Raw genomic sequence first — 17,302 nt, 5'->3', positions numbered from 1 at the left:
TTATTCTCTACTGTAATCAACAGCAGCGCACGTATACTCACTAGTATTAGATGTAATCTGTACTATGTCACCTTTGCTAAAGGCTCAACCTGAATGGTCTCTAACACTTCTTCTTTGCTAGGCTGTTTTCTATATAAAGGAAAAAAGTCTGAGAGCAGATCACTTTCCGTGAACCAGATATCCGTCACCAACTCTGTATATTTCGCTGCGTTGACGATGAGCCTGTAAGTCTTAAATAGTAACTCTTGTGAGCTAAAGCCTTTCTTATACTCATATAAAGAATCTAAATTGGAACCAACGCCGCCACCAAGATGTAGCACTTCATAACGGTTCTCTCGTCCCCAATTACGCGCGACATGAGTGATAAGTTTAGAAGGTTGTAGATGTGTATAGGCGTTCAGCGTACCGCCAAGATGGAACTGCATAATGCCTGACTCTTGGCAGAGCGTATATATAGAAGACCCAATTGCCTTATCGTCTTGATAGGCGGTTATCAACAGTATTCTTTCTTGAAGGTTTTCAAGCAAATTAAAAAAATAATCATCATCAAAGAAGTAATAATCACTGGCCTTGACGTGTCGCATCGTCTCTTTATAAATGTCTGAGAACACTATGGCGTTTTGCCTAGTCAAGTATTCTGTTTTTGTCACGACATCCATTTTTATGGCTTTTTTGATACCACGGCGATGTCGATTTTGCGTCTCGCTCCAATGCTCTTCTTCGGACTTACTCAAATCAGACATCAAGGTCAGTCCGTGAGTAAGTGCCTTGCCAACTGTGGGTATCCATTCTTTATTAATAATCGGGTGCAACCGCATAAATAAGGACACGCAGCCTCTCTCGCAAAGAAAAGCTCTTATCTCATCCAGTACAATGTCTAACTCGGCATCAGTGAGGGTTTTGTCCATCAACGGGCCCCCGTAACCATAAGTAGAAGTAGCATCCCAGTGCTCTGAGTCAATTTGTCTAATTATGATGGGTAACAATACTTCCTTGTTTTTATAGTGAGCGATGATGCCTTGAGGTTTGCCCTTGTCGATAACAGCTGAGGCCGCAATCCAACCAGATAAGTGGTATATATCAAAATGATGACTTGATACCTTCTTATCCCACTCAGCATCTATCGCTATGTAATCAACTTGTACTGTATCCACGTTGCTGCTCCCTCAGTGTTGCGTTATATATTCGTAAATCCGTATATATGAATATAACAACAAAGTATGAAGCCTTCAAGTATATAAAAACCTTTTATGTAAAATAATGAATATACAATTAGAGCGTAGACGAATCTATAGGAAATAAAAAAGCAGCCTGCCTCTATAAACGAGGGTAGGCTGCTTTTTTGTTTTTGTCGAAAACTGTTAGAGAGCTATAAACTTACTGTTATTTCTTTTCTACTAGCTCGCCATCGATTTGGATAGGGACGTTGGTCGTGATACCGTCAGCGTAAGCGGTCATACCATACGCGGCGCGATCAAGTGTACCAGTGGCACGGAAACCAACGACTGGCTCTTTGGTAAGAGGGCTATTAGCGATTTTGTTCATCGTGACGTCTAAGGTTAGTGGTTTGGTTTGACCAAGCAAAGTAAAGTCACCCGTTACTTTAGCCTGTTGTGGATTGATGAATTTGACCTGAGTAGATTTGAAAGTCATGGTTGGATATTTTGCTACATTGAAAAACTCATCCGTTTTTAAATGCTTGTCACGAGCATCCCAATTGGTATCGATACTGTCAGTCGCAATGGTAAAGTTCATGCTGGTTTGATTTGGTGCTTTGATATCGTAATTCACCATGCCCTCAACATCACTAAAATGACCCATAGTGGTCGAGAATCCCATATGACTCACAGAAAATCCGACGCGAGTATGTGAGTCGTCTAATTCCCACTGAGTTGGTAGTGCAGCGCTTGCTATGGTAGTAACTGCTAACGCTGAGCCAATAAATAGTGCTTTGGTGGCCGTGCTTATTTTAGTATTTATCATTAAATGATCCTTATTTAATCTAATTAAGTTATGAGTGGTTGAGAAGCAAATTAGTTGCTAGTAGCGATGTTGAAATGGATTTTGTATCGCGTAGCTGTACCCTTTGAGTATACTATATATGATTAAAAGCTAAGGTTATATTTAGTTAGATTATCTACAACAGTATTTACTATTGATTAATTTAACTAACTTTATTACTGTACTAAAACCAATCATCTATCTCAATACTCTCGAGCTTTCAGTGACAACTTATCACATATCTCTATCACAACTGCTCCTTGCGTCTTACGTCAAAAACCGTTAAAATCGCGGTTTAATTTTCCCGCTGGGGAAAGGCTAAGCGAACAGAAGGGTGGTGTTGGGTGCTGGAATAAGCCAGTGACGCAGTTGCCATACTTGTAATGTCCTTAGTGCCTCAGTTACGTATGTCATTATTTGTTTGATACATCATCGCTGATGCTGTATTTAGACGTTGTACATACATCGGACCTAGAGAGTATATTATGCGTAAAGATATCCATCCTAATTACCAAGAAGTTTTATTCCACGACACTAACGCTGACGTGTTCTTTTTGACTCGCTCAACTGCTAAGACTAAAGCGACTCGTGAATACGAAGGTAAAGAATACCCATACTACCCACTTGATATCTCAAGTGCGTCGCATCCGTTCTATACTGGTGAGCAACGTAAAACTTCTACTGAAGGTCGTGTTGCAAGCTTCAACAAACGCTTTGGCGCATTTGGTGGCCGTAGCAAGAAAGCTGCAGACGCTGCTGAATAATTTACACTCATGGTGTAAATGTATTTTGCTAAGCAATAAAAAACCGCTGATTATTCAGCGGTTTTTTATTGGGTTTAATTTTTTATAATCTAAATGATACTCTATCCAGTTTTTTAGCGCTCAAACTCAGTAGTAGATGAGTCCAATAACTGAATAGAATCTAGTAACTGAATAATAGTCTCTACGATTTGCTGCGCCCAATAGCCGTACATCAGACTGCTAGGATGAAATCCATCACTGGCAAACATCACATTGATATCGATAGCCGAGCCATTTGCATGCTCTTCTAGCATCCGCGTAAAGTCGGTTGCCATATAGGTGACACCAGCATGAGCCGCACAGACTTGCTGCAATATCCCATCAAGTACCGATGCTTTTGCACCCACAAAGTTATTGAGCGGGGCGGGGATTGCAGGCATTTGCGCCATCGGCGGCAAACTTAAAAAAACCAATTCTCGTACGCCAAATTTGCGCTGTGCAATATTGGTGATGTCTTCAATTTGCTGTTGCCATTTATGCACAGAGACATTGGACGTTGTATCATTGACCCCTACGCTTAGCAACATCACATCGATAGACTGCTCAGGAGCAGGTAAGACATATAACCTGCGTAGAATATCAAAGCTAGTATGACCTGTTGTCGCTTGCAATGACCAATTGAGTCGAGCAAAGTTTGATTGGATAGCTTTGTTTTGCTCCAGTATCGGGAGTAGCTTACCGACCAACGCTTCCTGCTGGGTCTGGCTACCTACACCTGCCGCTGCTGAATCGCCAACGACCATAAGGTTAAATGTCTTAGCGTCTTGCGTTGATACCATATTGTTCGCTTGAGGTAGGTCAATCACGCCGTGCCTTTCACCATGTGGTTCAGGCAAGCGAACCGTATCACGCTTGATTTTTCGACCTTGATAGAGGTAGACAGGGGCAAGTAAAACGTCCTTTGCGACTGATGTTAGTTTACTAGTGTTTACCATCCCGCACGTTCCCTAATAGTCGTAAGACTGTCTTCAATTAACAATTTACCATCGACGTATACATCGCGTAATAGATTATCAGTCGGGTCGACCATCTCATTTTCTTTGACAGTTGTTAGCTGGCCGCTGTCGTCTTTTATCAGTGCCAATCGTCCTTTTTTTGAGCGTTTTGAGCGGCTGGTAACAGGATCTTTATAAATATCCTTCCATGCGCCATCAATAGAGATAGCGCTAGATTTCATCGCCCAACTCATGGTGTCGCGGTTGACTTGCTGTAATAGACCACCGCCCATACCAAACGTCACGTTTTCTATGCTAAAGCCTGCTTTGATTACTACATCAATAATTTTGCTTAAGCTTTGCGAGCTGATGCCATCACCTTGGATGATGCGTACGTAGTCGGGCAGCACTTTATAGCCTTTGCTGTTTACCGTCGTACCGAACTTCACTGCCAAGCGCTCCAACGCTTCGCGGACGACTTTGGTAGGCTCGCCACTGTCTGGTCGAATAACCAAGGTACCGCCCATATTTTTGACTTCGTCTTTTAAGGCGTCGCCCCAGATATTGTCGATGGCATTCCATAAATCATAACTGTCTGAAACGACCGAAAAGGCTTTGTCTTTACCGCCAAACTGCTCAATCATATTATGAAAAGCAGCAGTCTCGCCATCACGTCCCCAAGCTGTCATCGTACTGTGCTCGGCCGCTGGAATAGAGAATGCAGGCATATCATCACCCATCTGATACCAGCGACTGGCAGCTATAAGCGCTGTCATCGAGTCAGTACCAGCAAAGTTGACCAAATGGGCTAAGCTACCAAGCGCAACCGTTTCTTGGCTTGATGCACCGCGTGCGCCAAAGTCATGCAAGCGAAAAGGCAGGGACTCTGTATTGTCCGATGATTTTTCTAACGCTTGACGGATAATGTCTTTGCAATAGTGAGAAACACTAGCGACCGTAGATGGATACCAAATAGCACGCAATAGCGCTGTTTCGATATAGCTGGGTAGCCAGTAAAACTCAGGATCGGTATTGATCACTTGGCAGACTACATTGGACACAGGCACGATACTGCCTTCTGGTACGGCTTGGATACGTAGTGGCAAATAGCCGTCGTGTTTTTCAATCAAATGCTCCCAACCAGCACGATTAAAGGTTAGGCCATGCGCCTGAATGACCTTTTCAGCTTCATCGATATCTTGATGAGTAATAGGCGTACTTAAGTATTCTTTGATAAAGGCCTGCAAGCCAAAGAACACCACATCGTAGTCGCCCTTGCGCGCCTCAATGTAGCTTGACAGATACTCGCTACCGCTTGGGTATTGCACCCAATGTGAGGTCTTATAGCTGTCGCTATTTAAGATTAAGTTTTTTAGATTACTGGTATACATCACAGAACTCCTCTGCTTTGAAGTGCCGCAGCTGCTTTAATAAAAGAACAGTGGCGGCGGTTGATTGCCGTCTATCGGCGTTGGTATCAAATGATTAGTGCGATATTTAGTGATAGCTGTTTTGATGATAATTTGCTCAAGTAGCTATTAGAAAAATCTACTAAAAAAGACTACTAAAGAAAGCTACTAGAAAAAACGATTAGCAGTGAACTACAAGCCAACCATTTTAGTAATAATTGCATAGTGATCTTCAAACATCATCTTCGCATCGAGCTCAGCCAATGGTAACCAAAATGCTTTGGTCGCATCATCGCCGCCTTTTACTTTTGGCAGACCTTTTGGATCGTTTTTGAGCTGAAAATAAAACGCTTGAGTAATGGTACGACCACGCGCTGAGCGATATGGATCGTCAAAGGTATGTTGGCTATGGCAAGAGCCGCGCAGTACTGGCTCAGGCACTTTGAGGCGAGTCTCTTCACGTAGCTCACGGATACAAGCATCAAACAGCGTCTCTTTTGGATTCAAAAATCCACCAGGTAGCGCCCATAGTCCGCGCCCTGGCATACTACGGCGCTCAACCAGTAGGATGTGCCCCGACTGTACAATCAATGCATCGGCAGTCATAAAAGTAGGCGGGTATGGGGCTGATTCCCACTGTCTTTTGTATTTATCAATAAAGTCTGCTTCTTCATGCAGCTGATGATAATCGTCAGTTTGTTTGAATGCATCGAGGACGTTACGCGTCGACTCTGGCGTACGCTCAGGTGTCGGCGTAGCACCCATCAGATAGCTGTCGCGAATCGGCGTGGCTGATAAGTTATGATAATTGGGCACTGACACAGAGTCCCAGTTGGGAAACAATGACAGATAGTAAGATGAGCTGTCTTTTGAATGACCAATCAAGCCAATATCTGTCTGCAAGTCACCAGTGACAGATTTTACACCTGCTTGCACATACTGTAGCCAGCGAGTGTCATTGTAGAGTGCGTCATCTAAGCCAACACAGTGAATGCGTGCGGCTTCTTCTTCAGAGTAGGCGCCTTTGATCATTGCGGCACGCTCAGCGACGCTAAACGGATTGCGTAAGCTACGTGGCAGGTTGGCTGAGCCGATCAGCATAATTACTTCGTCTGAGCGTTTTAATGCCTCATCGATGACGGCTTTGTGGCCAGCATGAAATGGCTGAAAGCGTCCGATAAAGACCAGATAACGATAGTGCTTACTGCTTTTTTGATCTAGGTTTTGCTTATCTGAATGTTGCTCTGATAATTCACTCATAGACGCCAACTTCCTACGACTTATTTTTATTGATTAAAAATTAATGACGCTAATACTGACACAGCCTATGACTTTCTGACAAGTATAAAGATGTTTAGGGGTGTGTCATTATCGAAACCGTCCAATCGATACATATGCTTTAACGGGCATGCTTCTCTATCCATGCCGTCACCGTTGGCCAAATCTCTGTAGCAGCATTGCGGCTAATCATAATGCGACTGTGTGTATAGTCATCTAAATCGCCATTACTAAGCGAGTACTCTCGAAAGACATTGGTTGAATTGTTAAAGCCATCAAAAAACAAACGACAGCCGCAAGTAGGGGAGATGAAGGTATCGCCTTTTGCGCTAATAGAATAAACGGGAATGGTAATCTGAGCCATATGATGTCGATAGTCGATAAAGTCATCACCAGTACTTTTCTGCTGATTAATGCTTTCGTTCACTTCGTCTGTATTCGTCCTGCCTTTATCAAAATGAGCCTTTTTTAAAAAGCTACTTTTAAAATTTTTACGCAAATTCCAATCGTACCACTGGGTCATCGTATAGTAGCTTTCGTTAAAAGGGCCTACCTTGAACTGCTTAGCGGGTATAAAGCCGACCAATCGAGTAACTATCTTGGCCGTAAGGATTTTTGCGTGGCTGGTCGAGTCTTGCGCTGCCCCAAAAGCTTGGCAGGCAAACATACTGATGCTATTGACCTTATCGATATAGCTTGGGTTTTGAACGAGAAACATGGTCAAGCCAACACCGCCACCACTATGAGTGACGCAATGTATATTATCGAATTTTAATTCTTCAAAGAAATAGCGAAAAGTCGCTTCATAGTCGTAAGTGGCGATGGTCTCAAAGTTGAATTTTTCTTTCGGTAGCGAGCTATCACCATGTCCGCGCCATTCCATGATGTAGCAATGATGACCAAGCCCCGCAAAATATTCGGCGATTTTGAGGCAAGTTTGCTTGTCAGAAAACGTACCATGTGTCAAAAATATGTTTTGCGGTGTGATGTCAGGCAGGCTGTTTTCTGACGTGTTAGCTATCGTATCTTTATCTGGATTATCGACTACTTTCCAAACGGCAATTTTCTCATCATCCTTGGTAGTTACTAGGTGCAACGTCCGTGTCATCATAAAATGATCCTATCCAAAAAATACGTAATCTTTATACAAGTCGATATTTATACAAGTTGATACTTATAATACAAGGCGATTAAAAGCTACCATGCTCATAACGCTACTGCGCACAATCATTCAAATTAACAATACTACGTCAAAACTAGATGACTTGCTCGGACTAGATGTGAACGGTATGGCATATCGAAAACGCTGAGTGCGCTTGATAAATGGCACAGCTGTCTTTATATAGAGAATAACTTGGCAGCCAACATAGTCATTCAGCGTGTTTATCTGTCATGGTTTAAATATTGAGTTACTTTGCCACCTGTTAGCATCATTAAAAAAACCAATGACGACCATTTGCAACAGCCACGGTTCAATTCGCAGTAGCGTGGTCGGAATTGATGCTTGATTCAGGTATAATGACTGCTATAGATGGATTAAACTTTATACTCATGTCGACCAATGTCATACAATAATAAATACCAATCATTGCCAGTCTGCATGTCTTATATAAATCGTAAACATTTTAAAAATCCAAATTCACGACACAGTAGCCATAATAGATATAGCGTTTGTGTCATAACGCATAGGAAACATTATGAGTGAGCAAAACCAAGCTGATAACCAACTAGACCAAACTGCTGGCTATGAATCAGCGCTAGATACCGAGCAAGTCGAAGCGAAAAGCAACATCACTATCACTGAGTCAGCTCAAGGCTACTTAGCAGATTTGTTGTCTAAGCAAGATACCGATGGTATCGGTGTGCGTATCTTCGTTGAGCATCCTGGTACGCCGCGTGCAGAGTGTTGCATGGCTTATAATCAGCCGGGCGAAGAAGACAGCGCTGATTTGCGTTTTACGTATGAAAACTTCTCTGCCTTTATTGAGGCGGCGTCAGTACCTTATCTAGAAGACGCGGTCATCGATTATAATAAAGACCGTTTTGGTGGTCAGCTGACTTTCCGCGCACCAAACTCTAAAGTACCTAAAGTAGGCGCTGATGCCAGTGTCGAAGAGCGTATCAACTATGTATTGCAGTCAGAGATCAACCCTGGCTTGGCAGCGCATGGCGGTGACGTACAATTGCTTGAGCTGATTGATGAAGAAGGCATTGGTCTAACCGCTGTATTGAAATTCGGCGGTGGTTGTCAAGGGTGTTCAGCGGTTGATATGACTCTACGTCAAGGTGTTGAAGTGCAGCTAAAACAGCAAATTCCAGAATTGACCCAAGTGGTTGATGAAACTGACCATACTCGTACAGAGAATGCTTACTACAAATAAAATAAAAAATAGTTAAAAGCAAAGTGGCTGCTATTAAAGGTGGCCATTATCTCTAGTATAGATATGCCTATTTGGTTTGCTGCTTATGAATATTTGTCATGAAGAGATGAGTATTTTGCTATTCTTTTAATAAAGAAGCTGAGTTATGATGAACTCAGCTTTTTTTATTGCTATGATTTAGCAGACAGTTTTTAAGGTGGTTTTTGAGCGATACGTCGTCAACAAATCATCTTTTATCAAAATAAAGGAATGTACTATGAGTGACGGATCAGCAGACCAGCAGACAGCCCAACCATTAGAGACCCCTCAACGTCTTGAGACCTTAGCGATTCATGCTGGCTATAGTGTAGAGCCAACGACCAAAGCAGTCGCCGTGCCTATTTATCATACCAGTTCATATGCGTTTGATAATACTCAGCATGGTGCAGATCTGTTTGATTTAAAAGTCGCAGGCAATATCTATACTCGCATCATGAATCCAACCAACGCGGTGTTAGAGGAGCGTGTGGCTGCGTTAGAAGGCGGTATCGGTGCGCTTGCCGTAGCCTCTGGTATGGCTGCCATCACTTATGCGATTCAGACCATTTGCGAAGCAGGCGACAATATCGTCGCTGTATCAACGCTATATGGCGGTACTTATAATTTGTTTGCCCATGCATTGCCGCGTCAAGGTATCGAAGTGCGCTTCTTCGATCATAAAGACCCAGAAGCCATTCGTGATCTCATAGATGATAAAACCAAAATGGTGTTTGCAGAGAGTATCGGTAACCCACTAGGTAATATCGTGGACATTCAAGCGCTCAGTGATGTCGCTCACGAATATGGTGTACCTGTCGTGATTGATAATACCGTGGCGACGCCTGCAATATGCCGTCCGTTTGAGTTCGGGGCAGATATCGTGATTCACTCATTGACCAAGTATATGAGTGGAACGGGTACGTCAATTGGTGGTGCGATTGTCGATAGTGGCAAGTTTGCTTGGGGCGATTATCCTGAGCGTTTTCCACTGTTGAATACGCCAGATCATAGCTATCATGGGGTAAATTTCGTCAAAGACGTAGGCGCGCCAGCCTTTATTGCCCGTGCTCGCGTTGCGCCATTACGTAACACTGGGGCAGCACTTAGTCCGCTAAATGCCTTTGGTATCTTGCAAGGTATGGAAACGTTAAGTCTGCGTATGGAGCGTCACGTGCAAAATGCACAAGCCGTTGCAGAATATCTGCGTGACCATGATAAAGTTGCTTGGGTTAAATATGCGGGTCTGTCTGACCATCCTGAGCACGAGCTTGCCAAAAAATACATGAAAGGCACGCCTTCTGCTATTTTGACCTTTGGTGTTAAAGGTGGACTGGAAGCAGGAGCGCGCTTTATCGATGCGCTGCAACTGATAACTCGTTTGGTAAACATCGGTGATGCGAAATCATTGGCCTGTCATCCAGCGACGACCACCCATCGTCAGTTAAATGAGCAAGAGCTAGAAAATGCAGGCGTTAGTACAGATATGGTACGACTGTCGATTGGTATCGAACATATCGAAGATATCAAAGCCGATCTCGCCCAAGCATTAGCTTCTGCCTAATAAAGAGCGCTTATTAAATTGAGCAAACTGTTTAAGCAAGTCTGAATGATATAAAAAAAGCCCATATCGATTTGATATGGGCTTTTTGTTTTGCGTCCAACAGATGTGTTTAACAATTAAGCAGACAGTACACGCTGCGCGATATCTCGATAATCCTGCGAGGCAAGACGCGGTCCAAACTGTTGAATAACTTGTGCTGATATTTCGCTGGCAAGACGACCGCATTCGGGCAGACTATACTGCTGCGATAATGCATATAAGAAAGCACCAGCATAGTTATCGCCTGCACCGTTGGTATCGATGACGTTGGCCACTGCTGGCGTTGCAACGTCATGCACTTCAACTTCTGCCTCGTTATTAGACTGATGGGCGATTACTGCACCGTTAGCACCATCAGTGACGACGGCAATTTGGCAATATTCAAGCAGGGCACGCGCTGCTGCTTTGACTTGTTTTTTATCTGTAAACAGTCTAGCTTCTTCGCTATTACAGAATATCACTGCGACTTTGTTGCCGAGCATATTAAGCAAACCATCTTTGGCAAATTTTACTACCGCAGGGTCAGCAAAGCTCACTGCGATTTTTGCATTATGAATACCGGCTTGTTGACGTAATTGAGTCATCGCTGGTTGGATGCTCTCAGACATCGCCAGATAGCCTTCGATATATAGCCAATCTGCTTGTGTCAATGCGTCAAAATCAACATTGTCAGCGGCAATCTCACTTGAGGTACCAAGATAAGTCTGCATGGTGCGTTCGCCATCTTCGGTAACGGCAACCACACATGAGCCGGTCACACCGCCTGCATGGATGGATTTGTCTGAGGTTGCGACACCTGCTTCGTGCAAGTCTCTGAGGTAAAATGCCCCTTGATCATCATCACCAACGCGGCAAGCATAAAAAGGCTTACCGCCTAAGCTGGCAAAGGTAAACATCGCATTGGCTGCTGATCCGCCGCCTGCTTGCTTTGATGGCTCAATCTCAGCCAGTTTAAAGTAAGCCAGTAGTTGCTGCTGCTCTTCAAACTCTGCCAGCGTCATATTACCTTTGGTCAACTCGGTCTCTTCTAGTGCTGCATCTGATAGCACATATTCGTGATCAACCAACGCATTGCCTATTGCCATTACATCGTACATTGCTTATCTCTCCTCAATTCATTTATAAACGGTTATCTTTCTTACTATTAAAAATCTAGTCTGCTTGCAACTCTAGTAGACGCTGATAAAGTGCATTTTTCTTCACACCAGTAATATCAGAGGCCAGTGCAGCTGCTTTTTTGACCGACAAATCCTCTAGCAAACGCTGTAGCAATTTATCGTGCGTACTGATGTCGTCAGTATCTTTTGCCACACCGACGCCAGCGACGACCACGACAATCTCGCCGCGTTGCTGATTGTCATCTGCTTTGACAAACTCAACCAACTCGCCAAGGGTGCTCTTATGTACCGTCTCAAACGTCTTAGTTAATTCACGGCAAAAAGTCACTGCGCGGTCTGCACCAAATATCGTTGCCATGTCTTCTAGGCTAGATACGATGCGATGCGGCGCTTCATAAAAGATTAAAGTTTCGGTACGTGCGATTAGATCGCTCAGCTGTTTTTGACGACCATGCGTTTTGGCTGGCAAGAACCCAATAAAGCTAAATCGATCAGAGGGTAGCCCTGCTACTGACAATGCGCCAATTGCAGCAGAAGCCCCAACGATAGGTGATACGGTCACGCCTGCTTCATGTGCAGCTTGCACCAATTGATAGCCTGGATCGCTGACCAGAGGTGTACCCGCATCACTAATCAAGGCAACCGAATGACCTTGTTCAATCATTTCAATAATTTTGGGCGTTTGAATGGCGCTATTATGCTCGTGATAGGCCCATAGCTTATTGTGACCTTTTTGCTTTGTTGTCGTGTCATCATTTTCGATACTGCTTTTGGCAGGACGAGTCTCTGAGTCTTTTGTCTCGTCACCTTTGCTGCCTTTGGTATCGATGCCAAAATGTGACAGTAGTTTACCTGAGGTGCGGGTGTCTTCGCAGGCAATAATGGCGACTTGCTTTAAGACATCAATTGCATGCGATGTCATGTCGGACATGTTGCCAATCGGCGTGGCAACGATATAGAGACAAGCTGGCATCGCAGTAGGGGTAGACATGAAAACCTCGGGTCGTTAAAAAGACGTTAGAAAATAATAGTGCGCTAGTATGTACAATCATTGTCTATAGTTTTTCAGTCAAATAATGAGTAAGGAAATCGATAGATTGTGAGAGTAGAACGCGCAGAAGTGGCTAGTTTAGCATGTTGTGCTATGATAATTCTCAAATGTTAATCAGACCAATTAACCTTATGCCGAACCATAAGCCTTTAATTTTAACCTCACCAAAACAGCGTCAAGGTAGTCAGTTTGAGCAGCAGGCGTGTGAGTATTTACAAGCGCAAGGGTTAAGGTTAGTCGCGCAAAATTGGCAACAGCCAAAGATAGGTGAGCTGGATCTGGTCATGATTGAAATAGGTTCAGCATGGTCAACATTAGTATTTGTTGAAGTTCGTCAGCGCAAGTCTTCGAATTATGGCGATGCGGCACTCAGTGTGACAGCAAGCAAACAGCGCAAAGTTATTAAGACAGCGCAGTCCTTTTTGCAGCAGTATCCTGAGTATGCTCATTATGACTGCCGGTTTGATGTCATTGCTTACAACACGATGAGTAAGTCAAATTCAAGAAATGAGCAGTTAGACCATCAACCAGAATGGATTCAAAATGCTTTTATAGCCAGTGCTTGGTAATAGAATAAGTGAGATAGATGCTGCCAAATGAAGCATCTAACCACATCTGACAAGTAAGGTTCGTTACTAAAAAGCTAACCGCTGATGGCCAAAATTAAGTAAAGTAGCGGTTATAGTCAAGTTCCTATAAATTAGATACAGTATTAGCCTACAGCTACGTTTAGCTCGTCACTACTAGAGCGTGTTTTCTTTACAATGAAGCTACGGCCTAGATTAAGATTTGCTCAATTTATAAAATTGTCACAACCATGTTCTAAGAGGTAAATAATGACACCGATGCATTTGCGCACTGCTATTTTTGGTTCATCACGCCGTATTACGACTGGCATTATGATTGCTGCCTGCGTTGTCAGTACAGGTTGTGCCACCAACTATCTGACTAACAGTACAGAAGGGACTTATGGTGTACCAATGACTGAGCGCACGATTCCGCAGCGTCTGCTCGATCGTAGTATTGAACATACTGCCAAAATCAATATATACGGGTTAAAAGAAGACCTGCAGCAAACCAGTCGTATGGGTATCGATAGCTTCAATAGCGAAGTGCTGCTCACAGGTGAAGTGCCAACTGAAACGCTCAAAGCAGAAGTAGAAAAAGTCGTTAGCTCTATGCCAGATGTACGCCGTGTCTACAATGAGATGGAAGTGAGTGCATCAAAAGGGTATAGCTCAACGGTTCATGATGGCTATATCACTTCAAAGCTGCTGGCCAAAATAGCCGCCAGCGATGGTGTGAGTGCCTCACAAATTAAAGCCGTTACCAATAATGGTGTGGTCTACATTATGGGTCGTATGACACCTACTCAGCAGAGTCATCTGATTGATATCGCCAATAGTACTGTTGGAGTCACTGAGTTGGTATTGCTGACAACTGTCGTTGACGATAGAGGGGTGAAAATAAATAATGATGACATCATGTATGAGAATAATTTGGCCAATCCTGCAGTAGTGCCAGCTGCCCAAGATACCACTATCAGCACGGCAACGCCTATTGTCATAACGGAAGAAGAGGCCACTACTGCGCAGCCGTCTTCAAGCCCTTATATCGACCTTTATCAGAATCAGTAAACATCCTTAGTTCATCATGCGATAAATGGCGTTAATCACAATAAGCCTAAATAGTGATAACAGTAAAGGCACGAGAAATCTTCAGCCAGTGAGTACTATATCAATAGTAAAACGTAGCAGAGTCAGCGTGTTGGTCAATGATACCAATACCAAAAACATCATTGGCTAATGAATGAACCATTATCGCTGTTAGCCTGTTACTACTGATTGATAAATAAATATAATAGGATACTGGTCATGAAGGATGCACAGGCAAATATACAACCAAATGAAGACACAAGTGCCATTGGTAATATAGGTATACACAATAAACCTGCTCATAAGAAAACGCGAACATTGAGATTTGGTGGTGCGGCAATATTGGCATTGGGCAGTATCGCATTAGCCACGCAAAACGCACAGGCATTATCGCCATTGGCTATCGTCAATGGGATTACTTCTAGTGGTGGCGTTGGGGTTAGCAAAGACATTTTATACGGTGACGAGCCCTCACAAGATCTAGATATTTATTATCCAAAACCGCTAGCACAAGCAATGAAATCTCAGAGTACTATCAACACTAGCTATCCTATGGTGGTATTTGTCCATGGTGGTTCATGGGAGAGCGGCAATAAAGAACAATATGCCTTTGTCGGTCAGAGCCTAGCCAAAGCAGGGTACGTCACCGCAGTGATTAATTACCGTAAAGCGCCTGAGCATGTCTATCCTGATTATGTCAAAGATGCGGCTCAAGCGATTGCTTGGAGTATTGAAAATGCGACCAGTCTCCATGCTGATCCGTCACGCCTAGCAGTGATGGGGCATTCTGCTGGCGCGTTTAATGCAGTAGCAGCCGTTGCCAACGAAGACTTTTTGGCGCCTTATGGCATTAAGCCAACAGATATTGCAACCGTTATTGGGATTGCGGGTCCTTATAGCTATGATTTCCGTAAGTTCAGTAGTGCAACAGCGTTTGGCTCTAACGCCACGCCTGATCAGGTGATGCCAGATCGTCAGATTAAAGGTGCACAGCCACCGTATTTATTATTAACCGCTGAAAAAGATAAAATTGTACATGTGACGAATACAATAAAAATGACAGAAGCGTTTAAAAAAGCAGGCGTAACCGTTGAAACGGGCGAAATCGAAGGGGCCAGTCATGCGACCAGTATTGGTGCGATGGCACCGCCGCTACGCTGGGTCAATGATGTGCGTGCGCAAGTATTGACCTACTTGGATAAAACGCTCAAATAGCTTATCACTATGCATATCGGCGACTTTTGACCATTTAATTGATAGTACTGTCTCAATGCTTAAACACACTTGAGTAAGACAGTACTGTAAGATATGCAAACTCTTGTTATAATGTCATCACTTTAAATCTATACCCTATTCTAAACTTTAAGGCAGACTATTCTATGAGCATGAACGCTGACGATTTGATCGCATTTTTACAGACTCACTTCCCAGACGCTTTTATTCAAGCTGCCAACCAAGGTAATAAGTTTGACGTACGCGTGGTCGATGCCAGCTTTGAAGGCAAACGCGCGGTTCAACGTCAGCAAGCAGTATATGCGTTAGTCAATGATAAGATTGCGAGTGGCGATATTCACGCACTCAATATCCAAGCGCTGACGCCTGCTGAGTGGGACGTTCAATCAAAAGGCTAATCAAATAGCTGTCTATATGACTAGATATTACTGAATCGGCCATATGCATGGTTGAGTACTGTAGTTCTGGTTTTCATAATTTTCTATACTCATCGCTAGGTTGTCACCTTTATGGATCAATTTTTAATCACTGGTAGTAGTCGTATCGCAGGGGAAGTCACCATCTCAGGCGCCAAAAATGCCGCTTTGCCGTTACTCGCAGCTATGATATTGGCTGAGACCCCAACGACACTGCATAACGTGCCGTCACTACAAGACGTGCGAACGTTGATTGAATTGATCGGTGGCATGGGTATCAAAATCCAGAAGCAAGATGATACGGTCACTTGCGATACCAAGAGTATCGATAACTTTTATGCCCCGTATGATTTGGTAAAAACCATGCGCGCGTCAATCTTGGTACTAGGGCCGTTACTGGCACGTTTTGGCGAAGCTGAAGTCTCATTGCCAGGTGGTTGTGCGATTGGTTCGCGCCCTGTTGATCAGCATCTAAAAGCTTTTGAAGCGATGGGTGCTGAAATCAGTGTAGAAAATGGCTATGTAAAGGCCCAAGCGCCAAAAGGTGGCAAGCTATTAGGCTGTAATTTCTCATTTGATATGATTACCGTTGGCGGTACTGAAAACGTCATCATGGCAGCAGCATTGGCCAAAGGTACGACTGTCTTAGGCAACTGTGCGTTAGAGCCAGAAGTGGTTGATTTGGCCAATATGTTGGTTGCAATGGGTGCCAAAATAAGCGGTATCGGTACATCAACGATGACGATCGAAGGGGTAGAGCGTCTACACGGCTGTGAGTACTCAGTCGTCCCTGACCGTATCGAAACAGGCTCATACCTTGCTGGTGCCTTGATGACACGTGGCGATGTGTTGACCAAAAAAACATCTGCTCTATTATTGACGCCAGTGCTAGAGAAGTTCGAAGACATGGGTGCAACTATCACGAGTGGTGATGACTGGATTCGCGCACAAATGAAAGGTCGTCCAAAGGCAGTTGACATCCGTACTCAGCCACATCCTGGTTTCCCAACGGATATGCAAGCTCAGCTCATGGCGATTGCTTGCTTAGCGGACGGTACAAGTACTTTTATCGAAAACATCTTCGAAAACCGCTATATGCATGTACCAGAGCTTAATCGTTTGGGCGCGTCTATTCAGGTTGATGGTCACACTGCGGTAGTACGAGGTGTCGAAAACTTTACCGCAGCCCCAGTCATGGCGACGGATTTACGCGCGTCTATGTCATTGGTAATGGCAGCGGCAACTGCTGAAGGCGAGAGCTTAATTGACCGTATTTACCACATCGATCGTGGTTATGAGCATGTTGAAGACAAGCTGCGTAGCTTAGGCGTGAACATCGAGCGTATTAATACCAACGCTTAATATTGATTGACTCAATATCGACTGTTACCCATATTACGTTAT

At 43.8% G+C, this 17,302-nt stretch carries 16 protein-coding genes; 8 read left to right on the top strand and 8 right to left on the bottom strand.

Features of this window, described 5'->3' with window-relative positions:
• Window positions 1-62: 62 nt before the first annotated feature.
• Together IEE84_RS11665 and IEE84_RS11660 are read right to left on the bottom strand one after the other, a co-directional pair.
• A complete protein-coding gene (locus tag IEE84_RS11665) occupies window positions 63-1,154 on the bottom strand; it encodes a GNAT family N-acetyltransferase (protein ID WP_191114281.1) in 1,092 nt (363 codons plus the stop codon).
• 229 nt (window positions 1,155-1,383) lie between these two features.
• Window positions 1,384-1,983, bottom strand: a complete 600-nt coding sequence (locus IEE84_RS11660) for a YceI family protein (RefSeq protein ID WP_191114280.1) — start codon at window positions 1,981-1,983, stop codon at window positions 1,384-1,386.
• A gap of 503 nt (window positions 1,984-2,486) precedes the next feature.
• Between IEE84_RS11660 and IEE84_RS11655 the strand changes: the two genes are divergently transcribed.
• The gene (locus IEE84_RS11655; RefSeq protein ID WP_057761772.1) at window positions 2,487-2,765 is read left to right on the top strand and encodes a type B 50S ribosomal protein L31; all 279 of its coding nucleotides are present in this window, start codon (window positions 2,487-2,489) and stop codon (window positions 2,763-2,765) included.
• A gap of 113 nt (window positions 2,766-2,878) precedes the next feature.
• On the opposite strand, the gene IEE84_RS11650 is transcribed toward IEE84_RS11655, so the two are convergent.
• From IEE84_RS11650 to IEE84_RS11635, 4 genes are all read right to left on the bottom strand, one after another.
• Window positions 2,879-3,739, bottom strand: coding sequence for an SGNH/GDSL hydrolase family protein (locus IEE84_RS11650; protein WP_191114279.1), 861 nt, complete (start codon window positions 3,737-3,739; stop codon window positions 2,879-2,881).
• Window positions 3,733-5,130: a nicotinate phosphoribosyltransferase gene (locus IEE84_RS11645; protein ID WP_191114278.1), complete on the bottom strand. Its 1,398-nt coding sequence runs from the start codon at window positions 5,128-5,130 to the stop codon at window positions 3,733-3,735. The genes IEE84_RS11650 and IEE84_RS11645 overlap by 7 nt, the downstream gene beginning before the upstream one ends.
• A 210-nt stretch (window positions 5,131-5,340) precedes the next feature.
• Entirely contained in the window at window positions 5,341-6,408 is a 1,068-nt protein-coding gene (locus IEE84_RS11640) for a bifunctional nicotinamide-nucleotide adenylyltransferase/Nudix hydroxylase (RefSeq protein WP_191114277.1), read from the bottom strand.
• Window positions 6,409-6,547: 139 nt separating this feature from the next.
• Entirely contained in the window at window positions 6,548-7,537 is a 990-nt protein-coding gene (locus IEE84_RS11635) for an alpha/beta fold hydrolase (protein ID WP_191114276.1), read from the bottom strand.
• A gap of 586 nt (window positions 7,538-8,123) precedes the next feature.
• Here IEE84_RS11635 and nfuA point away from each other — a divergent pair.
• Together nfuA and IEE84_RS11625 are read left to right on the top strand one after the other, a co-directional pair.
• Window positions 8,124-8,807: a Fe-S biogenesis protein NfuA gene (nfuA, locus tag IEE84_RS11630; protein WP_057761762.1), complete on the top strand. Its 684-nt coding sequence runs from the start codon at window positions 8,124-8,126 to the stop codon at window positions 8,805-8,807.
• 256 nt (window positions 8,808-9,063) lie between these two features.
• Window positions 9,064-10,386 (top strand): O-acetylhomoserine aminocarboxypropyltransferase/cysteine synthase family protein, encoded by a 1,323-nt coding sequence (locus IEE84_RS11625; protein WP_191114275.1) that lies wholly within the window; start codon window positions 9,064-9,066, stop codon window positions 10,384-10,386.
• 116 nt (window positions 10,387-10,502) lie between these two features.
• On the opposite strand, the gene IEE84_RS11620 is transcribed toward IEE84_RS11625, so the two are convergent.
• Together IEE84_RS11620 and rsmI are read right to left on the bottom strand one after the other, a co-directional pair.
• Window positions 10,503-11,522, bottom strand: coding sequence for an adenosine kinase (locus IEE84_RS11620; RefSeq protein WP_191114274.1), 1,020 nt, complete (start codon window positions 11,520-11,522; stop codon window positions 10,503-10,505).
• Window positions 11,523-11,577: 55 nt separating this feature from the next.
• Window positions 11,578-12,534, bottom strand: coding sequence for a 16S rRNA (cytidine(1402)-2'-O)-methyltransferase (gene rsmI, locus IEE84_RS11615; RefSeq protein ID WP_224737786.1), 957 nt, complete (start codon window positions 12,532-12,534; stop codon window positions 11,578-11,580).
• Between the two features lie 143 nt (window positions 12,535-12,677).
• Between rsmI and IEE84_RS11610 the strand changes: the two genes are divergently transcribed.
• The 5 genes from IEE84_RS11610 to murA all read left to right on the top strand — a co-directional run bounded on the left by IEE84_RS11610 (window position 12,678) and on the right by murA (window position 17,260).
• Window positions 12,678-13,163: a YraN family protein gene (locus tag IEE84_RS11610; protein WP_191114273.1), complete on the top strand. Its 486-nt coding sequence runs from the start codon at window positions 12,678-12,680 to the stop codon at window positions 13,161-13,163.
• 267 nt (window positions 13,164-13,430) lie between these two features.
• Window positions 13,431-14,231, top strand: a complete 801-nt coding sequence (locus IEE84_RS11605; protein ID WP_191114272.1) for a BON domain-containing protein — start codon at window positions 13,431-13,433, stop codon at window positions 14,229-14,231.
• Between the two features lie 237 nt (window positions 14,232-14,468).
• A complete protein-coding gene (locus tag IEE84_RS11600; RefSeq protein WP_191114271.1) occupies window positions 14,469-15,464 on the top strand; it encodes an alpha/beta hydrolase in 996 nt (331 codons plus the stop codon).
• 164 nt (window positions 15,465-15,628) lie between these two features.
• Window positions 15,629-15,880: a BolA family protein gene (locus tag IEE84_RS11595; protein ID WP_102091608.1), complete on the top strand. Its 252-nt coding sequence runs from the start codon at window positions 15,629-15,631 to the stop codon at window positions 15,878-15,880.
• 111 nt (window positions 15,881-15,991) lie between these two features.
• Complete coding sequence (gene murA, locus IEE84_RS11590; protein ID WP_114701832.1) at window positions 15,992-17,260, top strand: UDP-N-acetylglucosamine 1-carboxyvinyltransferase; 1,269 nt, start codon at window positions 15,992-15,994, stop codon at window positions 17,258-17,260.
• Window positions 17,261-17,302 lie beyond the last annotated feature (42 nt).

Origin of the sequence: Psychrobacter sp. 28M-43, assembly GCF_014770435.1 — a bacterium.
Taxonomy (GTDB): Bacteria; Pseudomonadota; Gammaproteobacteria; order Pseudomonadales; family Moraxellaceae; genus Psychrobacter.
The sequence above is the reverse complement of the archived record's forward strand: the minus strand, read 5'-3'. Positions and strand labels throughout refer to the sequence as shown.